A 17,158-nucleotide genomic window follows, 5' to 3' on the forward strand; every position below is an offset into this window, starting at 1 on the left:
TGCGCTTCTAGAAGAAGTCGCTCTGGATAAAACCGAAGTCCATCAATTCACTGTCCCGCACCGGACTGAACTCATTGATTCTGTTTTTCGCCGTCAGTGGGGTGGGCGGGTCGAGCAGCACGTTGGTCTTGTCATAACCTTCGCCCAATACCGCGAAGACGATGCCATTCCAGCCTTTGACGAAGTCGTCGCGGGCATAGCGTTTATGGCCCAGTACCGGGTCGCCGATGTACACCCAGTCCTTGTCGGCGCGCTGCATCACCACGAAGTGCTTGTAGCCGCGAATCTCCAGCAACACCACCACCGGGATCTTCACCGTGAGCAGGGTGTCTGCATTGATCCGGTAACCCCGGGCGCGCATCCCGATGCTTTCCAGGTAGCGCTTCATGTCCAACATCGAAAAGCCCTGGGTACGCACCAGGTCCTGATCGGCGTTGACCAGCATGCCCTTGATGATGTGGTCTTCATCCACATCCATCCAGTAGGCCTGGCGCAGGATGGTGGCCAGGGCGGCGGCACCGCAGCTGAAATCGGTTTTCTGTTCCACCAGGTTGGCGAACTTGCGTTCACGGATGCTCTCGACCTTCTTGAAGATCACGCCACCGCCGGGCATGGCAGCAATCGCCATTTGCCCCGCCCAAGTCGGGCCGGTGAGCAATAACAGGAGGGTGAGGGCGATGATCCGCATGATCGAATGGCCTGGAGGACACTGGAATAAAAAGGGGCCTTGTCGCCAAGGCCCCGTTGCATCAGAAACGTACGCCGGAGGAAATCACAGTGGTGTTGCCCTGCTGATTGCCCACGCCTGCAGCAATGTTGGCGCCCAGGTTGCCCGAAGAGCCATTAAGCGAGTTGTTGGCGCTGGCGTTGTTCACGACAGGCAGGTAAGTGTGGCTGCCCCATGGGCCAGACTGAGTGGCCACGGTATTGAGGAAGGTGTTGTCGACGCTGGTTTGAGTGGTGTTGCTCGAAGCAGCGGCGGCGGCACCACTGGCAGAAGCAATTGCCAGTTGGTTTTTCTGTTGGTTGAAGTTACCCGCGGCAACGCTCACACCCAGGTTGCCGGAGCTGCCGTTGGCCGAGTTGTTGAGCGAAGCGTTGTTGTGGGTAGCCACTTGCACCGAGACGTTGTTGCGGTTGTCTTGGGTAATGGTAGCTTGGGCAAACACGGCATCTGCATCACCGGCCGCAATGGCGGTCTGGTTGTCTTGTTGGTTGCCATCACCGGCTGCGATGTTGGCCTGGGCGTTGCCGCTGCTGCCGTTCAACGAGTTGTTGGCCGACGCGTTGTTCTGGGTGCCCAGGTTGAGCACGCCATTGTGGTTGCTCGATTGCGCATCGGAAACGGCGGCTACTGCAGCGGTAGGCTGATGAGTAGGTGGGTTGGCATGTGCGGCGGCAGCCATGATTGCAGCGAGAGCGAAGGCCAGTGGTTTAAGAGCCATTGTAGTTTTCATGGTATTTCCCCTTGCTTCTAATTAGTTGGTTAAGTGTTGGTACGGTCCAGCTTCGAGCTCCAATGAATCATTGGATTTGCACATTCAGGGCGTTAGCCATGCGGTTCCCCACCCCGGCACTCTGATTCACCTGTACCACTCCACGGCTGCCGGTGAAGGCCTGGTCGCTTGTGACGACCTGGCGGCTGCCAGTGGTAGAGGTGAACCCTGAGTTTGGTGACAGCGCCACGTTCTGTTGCGACATGACGCTGTCGTCGATGCTTTGCGGGCCAGCATTCACGCTGATCCGCACCGCATTGATCATCTGGTTGCTGGCCCCGGCCGACTGGTTGACGCCCAGTACACCGCTGCCATTGCTGAAAGAGCTGCCCTGGATCGCCACCCTGGCGTTTTGGGAGCGATCGGCCGGTGCGCCGCCGATGGTCTGGCTGAGGGCACCGCCCGCCTGGGAGTTGCTGCCCGCAGAAATCGCGCGGCTGTTGAGCTGTTGTTGCTGATTGCCGGCCGCCTGGTTGATCGAGACGATGCCGTTGTATTGCTTGCCGGAGTTGTCGATCACTGCGCTGTTGTCAGCCATGGCTGCCGAGCAGCCCAGGATCGCCAGGAACAACCAGGAATGGTTCATCTCACTGGCCTCCCATCAGGCTGCCGATATTGTTCAAAGGCGCCATGCCGCGGGAGATTGAGCCGTTGATCTGCCCCGAGAGGCTGGAGCCGCCACCATGGCCGGCCGCTGCGCCGCCACCAAGGCCTACGCCACCCCCGTTGTTGGTCAAGCCGGGAAGGTTGCCGCCAGGCAGGATGGCGCGAGTGATGCTGGAGCCGCTGCTGATGTTGGCGTAGTCGTTGTCGCTCAGCTCGCTGGTGGCCCGCAGGATCTGTGGAGAAGAATTGGCATTGACGGTGACCGGGTTGGGGTCGACGCCAGCGGTGCGGCCAGCCATGTGGCCCTGGACGGTGCGCTGAATCACGATCACACCGTCGCCTGCCGCGAGCACCGGGAGGCTCACGCTGGTACTCAGTACACAGCTGATCAGCAGAAGGCTCAATGAGCCTGGATTAAGTGTCTTCACGACGGCATTCCTTATTCTTGGCGCTGACCCTAAACAGCGCTGTCAGGAAGAGAGCAGGAGCTGTGCCGCTTTTGAATTTGGGATGACATTCATGGGGTTATGAGCGCGGGGGATAGAATGCACAGTGGATGTGTTTCAACTGTGAGACAGCGGGCCTTTGTCCAGCCCGCCTGGCAGGTGTCTCAGGGATGAAACACTGCGCGCCGTAAACCCGGCACTCCGCAGCCGGCTGTCAGCTCAGCCGGTGCAAGTGTTTCAAAAATGGACGATTTGACGCAGGCAGCATCCGGGAGGAGGGCGCAGGCCCATGACCCTGGCTCAGCTCTTTGGGGTTTTACGCGGAATGGAATTGAGTACAGGGTTGCCGTCCTGGTTCTGGGTCAGGTAGACCGGCAGGACCTTGGGCAGGGAGGGGACGAGGTTGGACACCTCGTTGATGTTGTAGATGCCACCAATGCGGATCGCGCCGGTGCCGGCGTCGGCCAGCATCACGGGTTTGCTCAGGTAGCGATTGATCAGCGGCAACGCGTCGGCCAGGGCCAGGTTGTCGAGGATCAGCTTGCCTTCACGCCAGGCCAGGGCCGTGTCGCCCGGGGCAATTGGCTGGGCCTGGGGGCTGGCATCGCCACGGTTGTAGCTGGCCTGCATCCCGGGTGACAGGCGCAGGCCGCTGTGGGCGTCGTCGCTGCTCACCAGCACCGAGCCTTGCAGCAGCATGACCCGCACATGGTCTTCGTATTTCCAGACATTGAACTGAGTGCCGGTCACTCGAACCTGGCCGTCCCCGGCGTGGACGATAAACGGATGTTGCGCGTCATGGCTGACCTTGAAAAACGCCTCGCCTTTTTTCAGGGTAACCCGGCGCTGATCCTTGAAATTGCTGTAGACCAGTTCGGTGCCCAGGTTCAGTTCAACCTGGCTGCCGTCGTCAAGGGTGACCTGGCGCAAGCTGTTTTCAGCTTCGTAATGGTTGTACGAGCTGGGCAGCCAGCCCGCTTCCCAGCCGGTAAAGGCCGCCAGTGGCAAGGCCACCAGGCATATCGCCGCCGCTACCGCGTAGTTCCTCAAACGGCTGCGAGGTTGTCGTCGCGCCACGACGGGGGCCGGCTCGCTGCGGGGCAAGTGATCGGCAACGTCCCAGATTTCCAGCATCGCGGCGTATTCGAAGGCATGCAGTGGATGCGCATCGTGCCACTGCTCGAAGGCCTGACGCTCCGCCGTCGTGCAATCGCCAGCGTGCAGACGCATGCACCAGTGCGCAGCGGCATCGGTGATGGCGTCGTATTCGGCTTCTGATAGGGACTTATCTGTCATTAACTCATCCTGATTTCCGACATTCTAACCTCCACAGCAGGACGGCGAGAACAGCCATCATGGCGAATGCACATCAATTGGAACTAATTCTCGTCTGCAGGGCCCTAAAAAATTCAGGACAGGTAACACTCATTCCCTAATGGAGCACGAAAATGCTTAAGAAAACCTTAGCCGCCGTTGTCGCAACCACCGCCTTGCTCAGTGCTGGAGCCGCCCTGGCGGACAAACCGGGCGCAGGCTGGATCACCATTGAGAAAGCCATCGAGACCGCCAAGGGCAAGGCCGGCTACGTCGAGATCTACAAGATCGAAGCCGATAACGATGGCTACTGGGAAGGTGAGGGGCGCAAGGCCGATGGCGTGGTCTATGAGTTCCGCATCGACGGTGAGTCGGGCAATGTGTTGCGCGATCAGAAAGACTGAATGAACTGACAGGTGCGGGCGTTCGGCCCGCACCCTGTCTGTTACGGTGTGGCTTCGGCAATCGAAGGCACGGGGTCCAGCTGGCGCCCCAGGGTTGTGATCAATAAGGTCAGTGAGTCGGCGTTATCCATCTGTGTGTTGAACCGCCGCGTCAGGTTGGTTTTGAAAATTCCCCGCGCATTGCTCAAGTCCACGCCTCCGGTCGTGGCAAGAATCTGCTGCCTGATGTAGTCATCTTCCGGGTCGGTTCCCAGATCAGACCCGGTAGCCCCCCACGCGTCCGTTGATTTGAACAATTGCCCAACAGGCGTGTTGATCGAGTACGCATTCTCCTGCACGTTGCGCAGCCAGTCCTGAAGATCGCGACCGGCCTGGGTCTGTACCTCGATCAGGTCGTAAAAGGGCGATGTGGAGTTGAGGTAGGCGACGTCGGCGGTATTGCTCACGATATGAGTCAACTCATGAATCAAGGTGGTCGCGCGGGCATGGGCTCTTTGGTCGAAGTGATTGATCAGGCGCCCTTCGAAATCGGCCGTAGGGGGGTTGAAGAAGTTTTCAGTGAGGTAGATGCGTCGATCCGGGTCGCCGTCGATGGTAAACGCCCAGTGCCGTTCGGGTTCGGCAATATGCGCACCGGAGACGAAACGCCGGGAATTGAGCGAGTAGAGTGTCGGCTCCAGCGCCTCATCGAGGAGGGCGGTCACCGTGTCCATGAGTTTTTGCGCGAGGGTTGGCGGAAATTTGGCCGGGCCGGTGTCGGCGTCTATCGGGATGCCGAAGAAGCGGTTGATAAAGCGATGCACCCGGGTCACGGGCGGATACTGGTGGTCGAGCAGCTTCAGGTTCTGCTGGCAGTTGTGCAGGTAGAAGGTTGCCAGGTCCAGTGCCTCGACGATCGCCTGGGCCCTGGAGGGCGACACACGCCGAATCTCGGCCAGGCCGCGGGCCTCGACGTTCATCACCTGGTCCACGGCTGTCCGCACCTCACGGCGCTCCATCATTGCACTCCACCCGGGGCCGTGGCGGCGAACCGATGCTCTTGGGTCCAGGGTCCATTTGCGGTTGGCATCCAGGCGCACAAACGGTCCTTTGGACCGTGCACTGAAAAGCCGCCAATGGCCTTCGACCTGCCTGGCGCGGTAGACCTTGCCTGCGCACGGCAGGTAATGCCGGTTGTCCGTCGCTGTGTAGACGCCCGTGTTGCCTGCCGTCAGGCCCTCCAGGCTGATGTCGCAGGCTTCGTACGCTTGCAGCCGGGTTCGGGCCCGGGCGGTGACGTCGATGTCGTGCCAGGCACTGGCCGTTTGCGTCGGCGCGGGTTGCGCGGGGGCGGTGCCTGGTGTCGAGGGTTCATCCATCAATGCGCGGATCGAGGCCATTTGCGCGACACCGCCGATGAAGGTTTGCAGCGCCTCGCGCCAGCGGTGTTGCTGCAAGTCTTCGGCAGAGGCTTGGAACAGTTTGTAACTTTGCCAGATCACCAGCGGCACCATCAGCTTGCCCGGCAGCAACGCCTGCGCGTGCTGCAGTCCGCTGCTGAACAAGGCTTTGAGGGTGTCCCAGGCTGACCGGCCGTTGGCCTGGGATTGCTGTTCAAACAGGTTCGAGATCAATCCGATGTTGTCGCGGTACAACTGCTTGAGCGCGTGGCCCTTGATCGGATTGGCCCCCAGGGTGATTTCCGAGGTTCCCCCGACCGTGCTGGCCCAGAGGTGTCTATACGTGGCTTGCTCAGCCTCTGGCAGGCGACCGATCACCCAGTCCTGCAAGGGGCCGGGCAGGTTGAGCCGGCGAATCAAATCCGCCTCGTTGTCGAACTCCTGGAACGCCTGTTGCGGCCCATAGGGCGCATACATCACCAGCGGAGTGCTTTCGACGGCACTGATCAAGTAGACCCCAAGGGCCTTGATGGACCGGGCCCCCGCCGTGGCGATCAACTCCAGCGGACGCACTGTCGAGGTCGCGCCCTCGACCGCTGCGCGGGCGAGCGCGTCCGGCATGTCGAGGACCTGTTCGACCAGGCTCAGGCCCGCGGGTGATAACAGTTCCTGCAGCCTCAGCGCGTGGGCATTTTGCAACAGTTGCCAGGGCAGTTGCCGAATAAACCGGCGCTCCCGCACGTCTGCGCCCGGCTTGCCCGGGGTGAGTTTTTCGACCAGGCAAGCCTGGTGGTCCTGCTTGAGGGGCAGGCGCGCGAGGATCTGGCGCACCACAGCAGGTGTCAGGCCGGCGGCTGTGGACTCGACATCGAATGCAGCAGCTTGCTGGCTGACGTGATTGAGGGCGTAGTCCACCAGGTTCTGCCGCTGGCCGGCCAATACCAGCTTGGGCAGGATGTAGACGTCTTGCGGGCGCACGTCATAGGGCTGCAACAAGTCGATGAGCTTGCTGCCGAGATACGCTGGCAGCGGCAGGAAATCGTCAAGGTAGTCCTTGTCGTCCGTGAGGCTGTGGCGGTATTGCTCAAGGATTTCGACATGGCGACGCTGTTGGCTGACAGACGCCATCCCCAGCCAGGCGGGCAGTGATTGTTGTGCCATGAAGGTCTGGGCGATTTGTGAAGCATGGCTCAGGTCGTTGGCCGGCAAGGCCTTTTCCAGCCCCCCGAGACGCTTCAGCAAGGCGTCCCCTGAGAGCGTCAGGGTGAGGCAGTGAGCCCGTTGTGCCCGGTAATGATCAATCCAGGACTGCTGGCAGTGCTGTGCGACCGCGCCGTTGATCAGCATGAACTGACCGAGTGCGCAGGCCTGGTGCGGTTTGAGATAGCGCGGGTCGAGATTGGCCAGTAGCTGCCTGCGAAGGTCCGGGGCGGCCAGTCGTCGTTGCAGTTCTGTCTGCAACTGGCTGACATTGGCGAAACTCTCCAGGCCGCGCGCCGGCGTCCACAGCACGGCCCGGCCTGAGTGGGACGGGGCCAGGCCACCGCGTTCGGTGAGCATCAAGCAATGCGCCAGGGGCACCCGTTGCGTCAGGCCCTCGGGTTCGACGGTCAACGCATAGGCATCCGGGATGAATCCACCCAGGCCCTGGCGCCGGCGGCGATCAGGGTGTTGAAGATCAAACACCGTCTGCACGATCGCCTCATCACGCGCGTCCAGGCTCTTGTTGAGGCGCCTGAGCCTGGCTTCGCCCTGGATCGCCACCGCCATCGCATGGGCCATCGGCGCCTTGAGCTGTTCCAGGTATTCGCGGGGAATATCGGCAATGTTGGAGTGATGAAACTTGACCAGTGCGGCATCGAGCGCCGCGTTGGCTTGCGCTATGTCCAGGCCGCCCAGCGGTGTGACAGCCCCATCGCCCTGGCTGGCGTAAAGGCCATAGTGCGGCGTTTGCGGAATCGGCCCGCGCTTGTGTATCAGGCGCGCAAGAAAGTAACTGCGCAGGCTCTGGCTTTCCAGGGGCGCAGTGGCGGGTGTCGCGCTTGCGCTGGCGGCGTAGCGATTGACGTAGATCTTGCCGGGATCGTGGCCAGCCAAGCCGCGGCGGTTGAACTCGGCGGTGAGCGCCTGATTGACGGTGTTGGCCAATGTGGGTTGCGCTCGCACCTGGGTTGCCAGCGTGTCCTGGATATCGGTCATCTGCTTTTGCAGCAGGGCGGCACGTTCGGCGGCCAGCGACACCGGGCGAGTCGGGTCGGCCAGTACCGAATGAGGCGTCCAGCGTCCCGCGGTATCCAGGCCCGGGAGGTGGCTGTCGATCATGTACCGCACATCCAGCGCGTAGTCGAGCAAGGCAGAGGGGTCAATGCCGGCGCGGGTGCGTCGGTACAGGTCGAGTGCGTAGCGTAGGTTCTGTTGCTGCTTGCCGATGATGGTTTCGAGCACCTGCTCAAACAGATTGCCGGCGATGGGAGTACCGGAAAACTGCGGCGTCTTGAACCCTACAAACAGCGCCCGCTCCTCCAGGGACATCAGGTTGTAGAGGTCGTCTTCATAGCCTGGCGCCTTGACCATGGCCTTGAGGGTGTCCATCAGATCGTCGTAGGTCCCGAGCACCTGCAGGCCCTTCTCGGGGGTGTAGAGAAAGGTCTGCGAATTGCCGATCATCAAGGTGCTGGCCAGCTCGACGGCGTTGCTCGGCTGCTCCCAGATCTGTACGTTCTCGACGCGCAGCGTCTGGCTGTTCGGGGGGGCCTCGTTACCCCGGGAAGAGTACAGCGCTGCCAATGCCCGGCTTTGCTCCGGACTGATGATGGATTGCTGGCGCTTGAACAGCAGATCCAGTTGCGCATTGGCGGCCATGGCCCGGGCGAACCAGGCCCGACGCGACACGCCCGGTGCGATCTCGCTGTTCCAGAACGTCTCCAGTGCACTGTGCAGGAACGGGATCAGTTGGCCGGCTGCTTGTTTGATCGCGGTTTCCCAACGCTGCGTGTCGCGGGCCTTGGCGTCGGCAGGCCGCTTGGGGTGGAAAAACTCCCGGGTTTGCCCGGCGGGCCAGGCTTGTTCACGGTAGTACAACAGCACCGCGTCATTGAGTTGCAGCGAGTCGAGCCAGCGAGGCACCGTGTACCCAACGGGCTGTATGGCGAAAAAACTCACGTGGGCTTCGCCGGGGCTGAGCCCGGGGAACAGTGGGCGGCAGACGCTTTCGAGCAGTTTTGAAAGCAGGGCGCCGAGGGCGGGCAACTGTTTCAACGCCGCCAGCAGCGCCTGGCGATTATTCTCCTGATAGCGCCTGAGGGTTTTTTCCTGTTCACCCAATACGTCGCCGAGCATGGCCTCCGGTGTCAGCACCAGTCGGTTGTCGAGTAGCGGCGATGGTTGTTGCTGCAAGGGCAGGAAGTACAGCAGTTGCGTGGCGCTGTCCGGGGTTTTCAAGCGCTCGGTCAGTGCTGTCAGCAAGTGGGCGGGGCTGTCGAATTTTTCCAGGCCGCCGTACGGGGTGTAGAGCCAGGCATGTGGGTAGGCGCTGGTTGAACTCATCATGAAGCTGCCGGCCAGTTCGACGGCATTGGCAGTGCTTTTATTCAACCAGATGCGCTGCGCGATCATTGGCGGCGACTGTTGGCGACGGCCTGCATCGCTGGCAAAAAACACCTTGCCGAGAAACTCGATGTCCCTGCTGTCGATGTTCAGCTGGCGCTCACGGTCCAGCGCCCTCCAGCCCACGCGCATGGCTTCGGGGAAAAAATACGGGAGAGGGGTGTGGCTCATCATCCTGATCCTTGAAGAGTTGCGTGCCTGCAACCTATCCAGGCCTGGCGCCACGAGGGGCTAGATATGTCTGGCGCTCCCTGTCGACAGCCATGGGGCAAACCCTGTCTAATCGACGGACCGATTCTTGTACGCTGTCGCCCATTCCAATAATTAAACGGGAGCTTCAGATGTCTGCATCGCCTTTGGATGTCGAGTCTTCATCAGAGCGACTCAGTTATGCGCAATTGACCGACCTGCTGCGCCAGGTGTTTGTCCGCCACGGTACGTCGGCCGATGTGGCCCAGGTGCTGGCCGAGAACTGCGCCAGCGCCGAGCGCGACGGTGCCCACAGCCACGGTGTATTCCGTATCCCCGGTTACGTCTCGACCCTGGCCAGTGGCTGGGTCAACGGCAAGGCGGTGCCGGTGGTCGAGGATGTGGCCAGCGGATTTGTGCGGGTGGATGCCGGCAACGGCTTCGCCCAGCCCGCACTGCAAGCCGCCCGCCCGTTGTTGGTGGAAAAGGCCCGCAGTGCCGGGATTGCCTTGCTGGCGATCCATAACTCCCACCACTTCGCGGCGCTTTGGCCGGATGTCGAGCCCTTCGCCGAAGAAGGCCTGGTGGCCTTGAGCGTGGTCAACAGCATGACCTGCGTGGTGCCCCACGGCGCCGACCGCCCGCTGTTCGGCACCAACCCCATTGCCTTCGCCGCGCCCCGCGCCGATGGCCTGCCGATCGTGTTTGACCTGGCCACCAGCGCTATCGCCCATGGCGACGTGCAGATTGCCGCGCGCAAGGGCGAGCGCCTGCCGCCGGGCATGGGCGTGGACAGCCTCGGGCAGCCGACCCAGGACCCCAAGGCGATCCTCGAAGGCGGCGCGCTGCTGCCGTTTGGCGGGCACAAGGGGTCGGCCCTGTCGATGATGGTCGAGCTGCTGGCCGCGGCCCTCACGGGCGGTAACTTCTCGTTTGAGTTCAACTGGTCCGATCACCCCGGCGCCCGCACCCCATGGACCGGCCAACTGCTGATCGTGATCGACCCGAGCAAGACCGCCGGGCAGAGCTTCGCCGAGCGCAGCCAGGAATTGGTGCGACAGATGCATGCGGCAGGGTTGCGGCGTTTGCCGGGGGATCGGCGCCATCGCACACGGGCGAAGTCGCTGTCAGGCGGGATCGAGATCGAAACGCAGGAATTGAGTCGGTTGAGGGTGTTGGCACAGGCGTGAAGCGAGCTGCGCCCGGGGAGGGCGCAGCCGTTGCATCAGATCAGTTGCGGCGGCCCAGCAACAGGCCGACTACCAGGCCAAACCCGGCGGAAATCGCCACGGTCTGCCATGGGTGGCCACCGATATAGGTTTCGGTGGCATCCACCACCGGCTTGCTGCGCTCGCGCACATTGGACACCGAGTCCAGCGCCTGCTTGAGCTTGATGGCGACCTGTTCACGCAGGGTTTCACCTTCTTCCCCCACCAGTGACGCGCTGCTTTTGAGCAGCTTGTCCGATTCTTCGATCAGTGCGGTCAGCTCACTGAAGGCTTGGTCCTTGATTTGGTCTTCGACGGCTTGGGCGGCAGATTTGCGAGCCATTGGGTTAACTCCTTGCGGGTGAATGTGGCAATGAATGCGCTTGATGAAGAATGGAGTGTTTGAAGCGGGCAAAAGTTGCAGTTTTTTTCCTGTGGTCAGCTTAGGAGAAATCCAGGCCAGGAAATTTCAACCTACAGTGTAAGATGTCACCTATTTGTGCAGCAGGTAATTCAACATGAGCTTCAATCTGGCCAACAAGCCCCTCGCCGAGCGCGCCGCGCTGGAAGATGAAAAGTCCCGTCTCTACGACCTCTGGCAAAGCAACCTGGGCAAGGCCAAGGGGGAGGCCGCCCGCCTGTTTGGCGAACGCGCCAAGCGCAAGGGCAAATGGGCCGAATGGGTGCGTGCAGAACTGGACGGCATGTCACCACCGGAGTTCTCGAACATGGTGCGCAGTGAAGTCAATCGCCTGATGGCGGCGAAGTAAAACAAGCCTCGATTGCCTCGCGCACCTTGAGCAGCAACGGATCCAGTTGCGCCTGGGTGCGCCAGCCCAGCTCCACCGGGTAACGCGGCAGCGCCAGCGGGCAAGGCAGCTCCCTCAGTCCGGTCATCTGCGCGATGGCCTGGGCCGCATGGCCGGGGATGGTCGCCACCGCCTGGCTGCCCTTGAGCAGGAACGGCAGCGCCGCGAAGTGCGTGGTCGAGGCACCTACGTGGCGGCTCAGCCCCTGCGCGGCCAGGCCCTCGTCGGTGATCCCGATAAACCCGCCGGATGACACCAGCACATGCTCGCGCCTGACGAACTCGTCGAGGTCGATGGCCTGTTGTCCCGGCGCCAGGCTGTCGGGGTCCACCAGGCACGCGTAATGGCCTTCCCCCAATACCTGCCGGCTCAACCGGCGCTCGGCAAACCCGCCGGCGGTGATTGCCAGGTCCAGGCTGCGGTCGAGCAGGGCGTCGGCAACGATCTGGCTGTGGGTCTGGCGGAACATCAACCGCAGCTTTGGCGCACGCCGGGCAATCTCTTCAATCAGCCGCCGGCCGTAGGCGATTTCGAAATCATCCGATAACCCCACCACCACCGAACGGCCCTGATAGTGATTGCCCAGGGGATCCACCATCGCCAGGCTCTGGCGGCAGCGATCCAGGGCTTCGCTGATCACCGGCTTCAACTGATTGGCCCGCAAGGTGGGCGCCAGGCCCCGGCCGGTACGCACGAACAACTGATCGCCGTACACATCGCGCAAGCGGCGCAGGGCGGCACTGATCGCCGACTGCGTGACGCCAAGACGCAGGGCGGCACGGCTGGCACTGGATTCGTCGTGCAGGGCCTCGAAGGTTTTCAGCAGGTTGAGATCGACGTTGGCGATATTCATCAGGCTCATATCATGTGACTGGATATGCCCTGAATATATAACGTCCCGCCAGGTGCTACACCAGGCGCAATGTTCTCTTTGCCACCACGAGCGCGCCAATGCTGAGGGCAGCCGCCGCTATCAGGTAAAAGCTCGGCGCCAGCTGCGAGCCGGTCAGCGCGATCAACCCGGTTGCAATCACCGGTGCAAAGCCACCGAATATCGTCACGGCCAGGTTGTAGCTGAGTGACATGCCGGTCACCCGGGTGCGTACGGGAAATACATCGGCCATAAGTGATGCCAGTGGGGCGAAGTAGACGGCCTTGATCAACGCCATCATCGACACCACCAGCAACAACGAGGTGGCGCTCGGTACTCTGTTGAGCCAGGCGAATGCCGGAAAGATTACGAGGATGTAGATGCTCGAGGCCCACAACATGATTTTGATCCGGCTGACATAACCGGTGATGAACCCTACAACCGGCGTCACCACGGTCAGGATGATCCCGCCCGTCAGCGTGGCCAGGAAGCCTGTGGACTGGGGAATGTCCAAGGTGGTCGAGGCATAAGACGGCATGTACTTGATCATGAAGTTGGACGCCGTCGACACGATCAGCACGCCCATCGCCACCAGCAACAAGGTCTTCTGCGAGAGCAGCACTTCCCGCAACGGCCGTGAGCCCGGCTGGCTTTCCTTGAAATCGGGCGACTCATCCACCGTGCGGCGGATGTACAGGCCCACCGGGGCGAGGATCAGCCCGAAGAAAAACGGCACGCGCCAACCCCAGTCGAACATCTGTTGATCATTCAGGCTGATGGTCAGGAAGTAGCCGAACAATGAGGCGATGACCACGCCAAAGCCTTGGCTTGCAAACTGCAGGCTCGCGACAAAGTTACGGGTCTTCTGCGGTGCATGCTCCATCATGAACGCGGTGGAGCTGCCGAACTCACCACCGGCGGAGAAACCCTGGAGCAGGCGGGCGAACAGAATACCGATCGGCGCAATAATCCCGATAGTTGCATAGCTGGGCATCACGGCAATCATCGCCGTCCCTATCAGCATCAGCATGATGGACAGCGTCAACGCCTTCTTGCGTCCCTGCCGGTCGGCATAGGAACCGAGCACGGCAGCGCCCAGTGGCCGGATAAGAAATGAAAGGCCGAAGGTCGCGAAGGCCAGGAACAGCGATACGGCCGGGTCGGCGGCCGGGAAAAATACCTTGCTGATGGTCAGCGCAAAATAGGCGTACACCGACAGGTCGAACCATTCAAGCGTATTACCGATCAAGGCCGCGCCAATGGGTTTCCAGAGGGGCGTGGCCTTTGCGATCGTGGGTGAAACGGTGGGGGACGATAACGCTGTCATTCTTGACGCTCCTGATTTTATAAGGGGGTGAGCGGCAGATAAAAAGGGTCGGCGGACCCCGATTTTTTATTGTGGTTTGAAGGGGGCGAGGTGACCCAGGTCCCAGAACAGCGAGGTCATGATTTGCAGCCCTTCGAGGACTACCGAGCCCAACAGATGCTCATCCGGAGCATGTTGTGAACACCCGGGGTAGGAGTGCGGTATCCACAAGGTGGGCAAACCCAATATGTCCGCGAAAATATCGTTGGGCAGGGTGCCTGCAAGGTTCGGTAACACGGCAACGGGCCGGTGGGTGGCATCGGCGATCGACTGTTTGGCGAAGCGTACCCAAGGGTTGTCAGGGTCCAGGCGACTGGCCGGTGTGCAACGGTCAATCACGATATCGACCTGTTGAAACCCCTCCGCATCCAGGTGTTGGCGCAGCAGCTTTTGCAGATTCTGCCAGTCAGTGCCGACTACAAATCGCAACTGGCAATGCGCGGTGGCGCGGGGTGGAATGGCGTTGACCGGTTTGGTCGGATTGCCTGCGATAAACGCAAGGATCTCCACCGTGTTCCAGCCGAAGAGTCGTTCACCCAGGGTCAGGCCAGGCTCGCCCCAATCAACATCCAGTTCCCGGCCCAGAGAGCGCGGATGGATGTCCAAGTCGCGGATGGCTTCACGTACGGAGTCGGGTATGGCGTCAGGCACCAGCGTTCGGCAGCGAATACGACCGTCCTTGTCCACCAGGCTGGCTAGCGCATTGGCCAATACTACGGCGGGGTTGGACATCACACCGCCCCAGTTACCGGAGTGAAGGCCCTTGTCGCGTGCGTTGACTTCCAGGGAAAACAACGCGGAACCTCTGGAACCGAGGAATATTGTCGGGCGACTGTCGTTCAAGCGCGGCCCGTCGGAGGCGATGAACACATCGGCTTGCAACAGCTCCCGGTGCAGAGTGCAAATCTCCCGCAGCCCGGGAGAACCGCATTCTTCGCCGGTTTCGAACAGCACTTTGACGTTAAAGCCCAAGCGCCCCTCACGTTGCTTGATGACGTGCTCGAGGGCAGTCAGGTTGACGCTGTGCTGGCCCTTGTTGTCCGCGGTGCCTCGGCCATACCAACGATCACCTTCCACGCTCAACGCCCAAGGGCTGAGGCCCTCGCGCCATTGCTCGTCATACCCGAGCACTACGTCGCCATGTCCATACGTTAATACCGTGGGCAAATCAGCCCCTTCGTGGCGTGAGGCGAACAGCAACGGCCCGGCGCCCGACGGGTTATCGAGCATCTGGCATTCAAAACCCATTGCGATCAGCGCTGGTTGTATTTCCTGTTGCAGGTAGCGCGTCAGTTCGTGCGCCTGGCCGGGGTTCTGGCTTTCGCTGCGAATGGCGATCCTGCGACGCAGATCGGCTTCAAAATGGCCTTCGGCCAGGTACTGGCGAACATTCGCGAGCGCTTGTTGCTTGGACATGACAGTTCCGGTGCGGGCTGAGGTTCAATCCAATATAGAAGTCATGTGTCGGTGTGTATATTGCTGTTTTTTGACGTTTGCCTTCTAATAAATAGATCCCTGGGTAAAGGAATCAAACTGTGGATTATCGTTATTTCCTGGCCGTATTCGATACAGGATCACTGGCTGCTGCCGGCGAACGCTTGCACATCGCGCCCAGTGCGGTCAGTCGCCAGATCTCCCTGTTGGAAGAAACCATCGGGGTTCCATTGTTCGAGCGCCGGCCAAGGGGCATGCAGCCCACAGCGGCCGGCAATGCCTTGGCCGATCACGCACGGCGTGCCTTGCTGGAGGAGCAAAGCCTGCTCTCGGAGCTACGGGCGGGCGATTATCCGGGCGCGAAAGTGGTTCGGCTGGTGTCCACCGAGGGGCTGTCCCGTTATTTCCTGCCTCAGGTGCTGATCCGGCATTATCAGCAAAATCCCGTTTTCCAGTATGTGCTGGAAGTGATGTCGCCTCACGAATGCGCGGATAAAGTGAGACGCGGCGAAGCCGATGTGGGGTTGGTGTTCAGTACCGAGCCTGTCGAAGGGGTTGAAGTGCGGCATTCCAGTCGCTCGCCGATCCGCGCGGTGATGCGGGTGGGGCATCCACTGGCGGCGGTCAGGCAACTGTCCCTTCGATCGCTGTCCGCTTACCCGTTGGCGCTGACGCCAAAAGGCTCTACCCAGCGGCAATTGTTCGACCTGGTTTGCCAGATGGAAGGGCTGACGTTCAATCACGTAATGACCTGCAATTATTCGGGCGCCATCCATGAATTCGTTCGCAACACGGACACCATCGCGTTTGGTGGGGCGATCAGTCATCGGGCGAATGGGAGCGACGAGCTGACCTCGGTTGCGCTGTCGAACCCGCAGTTTTCAGACCGGGCAATTCAAGTCCTGACCATGCCCAAGCGTGCTTTGCCGGCGGCGCTGGAGCGGTTTATCGAGAGTCTTGTCGGATTCCTGAAGGACGCTGACTGATGGATGATGATATTCATATGGCTCATATCAGTTAGCAGCGAAGCGGGCTTTATTCATGATTGCCGCTGGCCGGAGAATGGGCAACCCCCATTGATACGGAGTGATCGTGATGCCTGTTTCTACCGTGGCTGCGCTGCAAATCGGTTCCTTGCCGGGAGGCAAGGCTGAGACCCTGGAACAGATCCTGTCCTACGAGGACGAAATCCTGCGCAGCGGTGCGCAACTGGTGGTGATGCCGGAAGCGTTGCTCGGGGGTTATCCCAAGGGTGAGGGCTTCGGCACCCAGCTGGGTTATCGCCTGCCTGAAGGGCGTGAGGCCTTTGCGCGGTATTTTGCCAATGCGATTGATGTGCCGGGCGTGCAGACCGAAGCGCTGGCCGGCTTGTCGGCGCGTACCGGGGCGAGCCTGGTGTTGGGCGTGATCGAGCGCAGTGGCAGCACGTTGTATTGCACGGTGCTGTATTTCGAGCCGGTGGGCGGGTTGGTGGCCAGGCATCGCAAATTGATGCCTACCGGCACTGAGCGGCTGATCTGGGGCAAGGGTGATGGTTCGACGTTACCGGTGGTTGATGCAGCGGTAGGGCGCATCGGCGGCGCCGTGTGCTGGGAGAACATGATGCCGTTGTTGCGCACCGCGATGTACGCCAAGGGTGTGGAAGTGTGGTGCGCGCCGACGGTGGATGAGCGGGAAATGTGGCAGGTGAGCATGCGGCATATTGCCCATGAGGGGCGGTGTTTTGTGGTGAGTGCGTGTCAGGTGCAGGCGTCACCCCAGGCGTTGGGCGTGGAGGTGGCGAACTGGCCGGTGGATCGGCCTCTGATCGCGGGGGGCAGTGTGATTGTCGGGCCCATGGGGGACGTTCTTGCCGGGCCATTGCTCGGTGGGGCGGGGTTGCTGGTGGCGCGGATCGATACGGATGACTTGGTGCGGGCGCGGTATGACTATGATGTGGTTGGGCATTATGCCCGGCCGGATATTTTCGAATTGATCGTGGATGAGCGGGTTAGGGCGGGGGTGCGGTTTATTGTTGACTGAGTACATAT

The 17,158-nt window shown here is 61.1% G+C and carries 15 protein-coding genes; 5 read left to right on the forward strand and 10 right to left on the reverse strand.

Features of this window, described 5'->3' with window-relative positions; genetic code table 11:
* Positions 1-7 precede the first annotated feature (7 nt).
* The 5 genes from HX873_RS19375 to HX873_RS19395 all read right to left on the reverse strand — a co-directional run bounded on the left by HX873_RS19375 (position 8) and on the right by HX873_RS19395 (position 3,844).
* On the reverse strand, positions 8-688 hold the full coding sequence (locus HX873_RS19375) for a C39 family peptidase (protein ID WP_003217941.1): 681 nt from the start codon (positions 686-688) through the stop codon (positions 8-10).
* Between the two features lie 61 nt (positions 689-749).
* Positions 750-1,445 (reverse strand): hypothetical protein, encoded by a 696-nt coding sequence (locus tag HX873_RS19380; RefSeq protein ID WP_008432027.1) that lies wholly within the window; start codon positions 1,443-1,445, stop codon positions 750-752.
* 79 nt (positions 1,446-1,524) lie between these two features.
* Positions 1,525-2,082 (reverse strand): hypothetical protein, encoded by a 558-nt coding sequence (locus HX873_RS19385; RefSeq protein ID WP_003217945.1) that lies wholly within the window; start codon positions 2,080-2,082, stop codon positions 1,525-1,527.
* A 1-nt stretch (position 2,083) separates the two neighbouring features.
* Positions 2,084-2,530 (reverse strand): hypothetical protein, encoded by a 447-nt coding sequence (locus tag HX873_RS19390; protein WP_003217947.1) that lies wholly within the window; start codon positions 2,528-2,530, stop codon positions 2,084-2,086.
* Positions 2,531-2,848: 318 nt separating this feature from the next.
* Entirely contained in the window at positions 2,849-3,844 is a 996-nt protein-coding gene (locus HX873_RS19395) for a FecR family protein (RefSeq protein WP_087694374.1), read from the reverse strand.
* 152 nt (positions 3,845-3,996) lie between these two features.
* Here HX873_RS19395 and HX873_RS19400 point away from each other — a divergent pair, with 152 nt between their 5' ends.
* Complete coding sequence (locus HX873_RS19400; RefSeq protein ID WP_087694375.1) at positions 3,997-4,266, forward strand: PepSY domain-containing protein; 270 nt, start codon at positions 3,997-3,999, stop codon at positions 4,264-4,266.
* A 41-nt stretch (positions 4,267-4,307) separates the two neighbouring features.
* Here HX873_RS19400 and HX873_RS19405 read toward each other — a convergent pair whose 3' ends face one another.
* Entirely contained in the window at positions 4,308-9,422 is a 5,115-nt protein-coding gene (locus HX873_RS19405; protein WP_177123053.1) for a dermonecrotic toxin domain-containing protein, read from the reverse strand.
* Between the two features lie 170 nt (positions 9,423-9,592).
* Here HX873_RS19405 and HX873_RS19410 point away from each other — a divergent pair, with 170 nt between their 5' ends.
* On the forward strand, positions 9,593-10,630 hold the full coding sequence (locus tag HX873_RS19410) for an Ldh family oxidoreductase (RefSeq protein WP_177009794.1): 1,038 nt from the start codon (positions 9,593-9,595) through the stop codon (positions 10,628-10,630).
* A gap of 40 nt (positions 10,631-10,670) precedes the next feature.
* Here HX873_RS19410 and HX873_RS19415 read toward each other — a convergent pair whose 3' ends face one another.
* The gene (locus HX873_RS19415; RefSeq protein WP_003217958.1) at positions 10,671-10,991 is read right to left on the reverse strand and encodes a YqjD family protein; all 321 of its coding nucleotides are present in this window, start codon (positions 10,989-10,991) and stop codon (positions 10,671-10,673) included.
* Positions 10,992-11,166: 175 nt separating this feature from the next.
* On the opposite strand from HX873_RS19415, the gene HX873_RS19420 reads away from it, so the two are divergent.
* Positions 11,167-11,418 (forward strand): hypothetical protein, encoded by a 252-nt coding sequence (locus HX873_RS19420; protein WP_003217960.1) that lies wholly within the window; start codon positions 11,167-11,169, stop codon positions 11,416-11,418.
* On the opposite strand, the gene HX873_RS19425 is transcribed toward HX873_RS19420, so the two are convergent.
* The 3 genes from HX873_RS19425 to HX873_RS19435 all read right to left on the reverse strand — a co-directional run bounded on the left by HX873_RS19425 (position 11,393) and on the right by HX873_RS19435 (position 15,110).
* Positions 11,393-12,310 carry a LysR substrate-binding domain-containing protein gene (locus tag HX873_RS19425; protein ID WP_087694394.1) on the reverse strand — a complete coding sequence of 306 codons (918 nt, stop codon included), beginning with the start codon at positions 12,308-12,310 and terminating at the stop codon, positions 11,393-11,395. The two genes, HX873_RS19420 and HX873_RS19425, sit on opposite strands and share 26 nt — an antisense overlap.
* 55 nt (positions 12,311-12,365) lie before the next feature.
* Positions 12,366-13,655 (reverse strand): MFS transporter, encoded by a 1,290-nt coding sequence (locus tag HX873_RS19430; RefSeq protein ID WP_102369251.1) that lies wholly within the window; start codon positions 13,653-13,655, stop codon positions 12,366-12,368.
* Between the two features lie 66 nt (positions 13,656-13,721).
* Positions 13,722-15,110, reverse strand: a complete 1,389-nt coding sequence (locus tag HX873_RS19435; protein ID WP_087694379.1) for a M20 family metallopeptidase — start codon at positions 15,108-15,110, stop codon at positions 13,722-13,724.
* A 119-nt stretch (positions 15,111-15,229) separates the two neighbouring features.
* On the opposite strand from HX873_RS19435, the gene HX873_RS19440 reads away from it, so the two are divergent.
* Both HX873_RS19440 and HX873_RS19445 read left to right on the forward strand, forming a co-directional pair.
* Complete coding sequence (locus HX873_RS19440; protein WP_177123054.1) at positions 15,230-16,114, forward strand: LysR family transcriptional regulator; 885 nt, start codon at positions 15,230-15,232, stop codon at positions 16,112-16,114.
* A 109-nt stretch (positions 16,115-16,223) separates the two neighbouring features.
* Positions 16,224-17,150, forward strand: coding sequence for a carbon-nitrogen hydrolase family protein (locus HX873_RS19445; protein WP_177123055.1), 927 nt, complete (start codon positions 16,224-16,226; stop codon positions 17,148-17,150).
* The last annotated feature ends 8 nt before the right edge of the window (positions 17,151-17,158 follow it).

It is taken from the genome of Pseudomonas sp. P7758 (genome assembly GCF_013386485.1).
GTDB lineage: Bacteria > Pseudomonadota > Gammaproteobacteria > Pseudomonadales > Pseudomonadaceae > Aquipseudomonas.

Bases quoted from the DNA above. Each gene is read 5' to 3' on its own strand.
- HX873_RS19375 (WP_003217941.1), bottom strand. From the start codon at position 688: ATGCGGATCATCGCCCTCACCCTCCTGTTATTGCTCACCGGCCCGACT.
- HX873_RS19380 (WP_008432027.1), bottom strand. From the start codon at position 1,445: ATGGCTCTTAAACCACTGGCCTTCGCTCTCGCTGCAATCATGGCTGCC.
- HX873_RS19385 (WP_003217945.1), bottom strand. From the start codon at position 2,082: ATGAACCATTCCTGGTTGTTCCTGGCGATCCTGGGCTGCTCGGCAGCC.
- HX873_RS19395 (WP_087694374.1), bottom strand. From the start codon at position 3,844: ATGACAGATAAGTCCCTATCAGAAGCCGAATACGACGCCATCACCGAT.
- HX873_RS19400 (WP_087694375.1), top strand. From the start codon at position 3,997: ATGCTTAAGAAAACCTTAGCCGCCGTTGTCGCAACCACCGCCTTGCTC.
- HX873_RS19405 (WP_177123053.1), bottom strand. From the start codon at position 9,422: ATGAGCCACACCCCTCTCCCGTATTTTTTCCCCGAAGCCATGCGCGTG.
- HX873_RS19410 (WP_177009794.1), top strand. From the start codon at position 9,593: ATGTCTGCATCGCCTTTGGATGTCGAGTCTTCATCAGAGCGACTCAGT.
- HX873_RS19415 (WP_003217958.1), bottom strand. From the start codon at position 10,991: ATGGCTCGCAAATCTGCCGCCCAAGCCGTCGAAGACCAAATCAAGGAC.
- HX873_RS19420 (WP_003217960.1), top strand. From the start codon at position 11,167: ATGAGCTTCAATCTGGCCAACAAGCCCCTCGCCGAGCGCGCCGCGCTG.
- HX873_RS19425 (WP_087694394.1), bottom strand. From the start codon at position 12,310: ATGAATATCGCCAACGTCGATCTCAACCTGCTGAAAACCTTCGAGGCC.
- HX873_RS19430 (WP_102369251.1), bottom strand. From the start codon at position 13,655: ATGACAGCGTTATCGTCCCCCACCGTTTCACCCACGATCGCAAAGGCC.
- HX873_RS19435 (WP_087694379.1), bottom strand. From the start codon at position 15,110: ATGTCCAAGCAACAAGCGCTCGCGAATGTTCGCCAGTACCTGGCCGAA.
- HX873_RS19445 (WP_177123055.1), top strand. From the start codon at position 16,224: ATGCCTGTTTCTACCGTGGCTGCGCTGCAAATCGGTTCCTTGCCGGGA.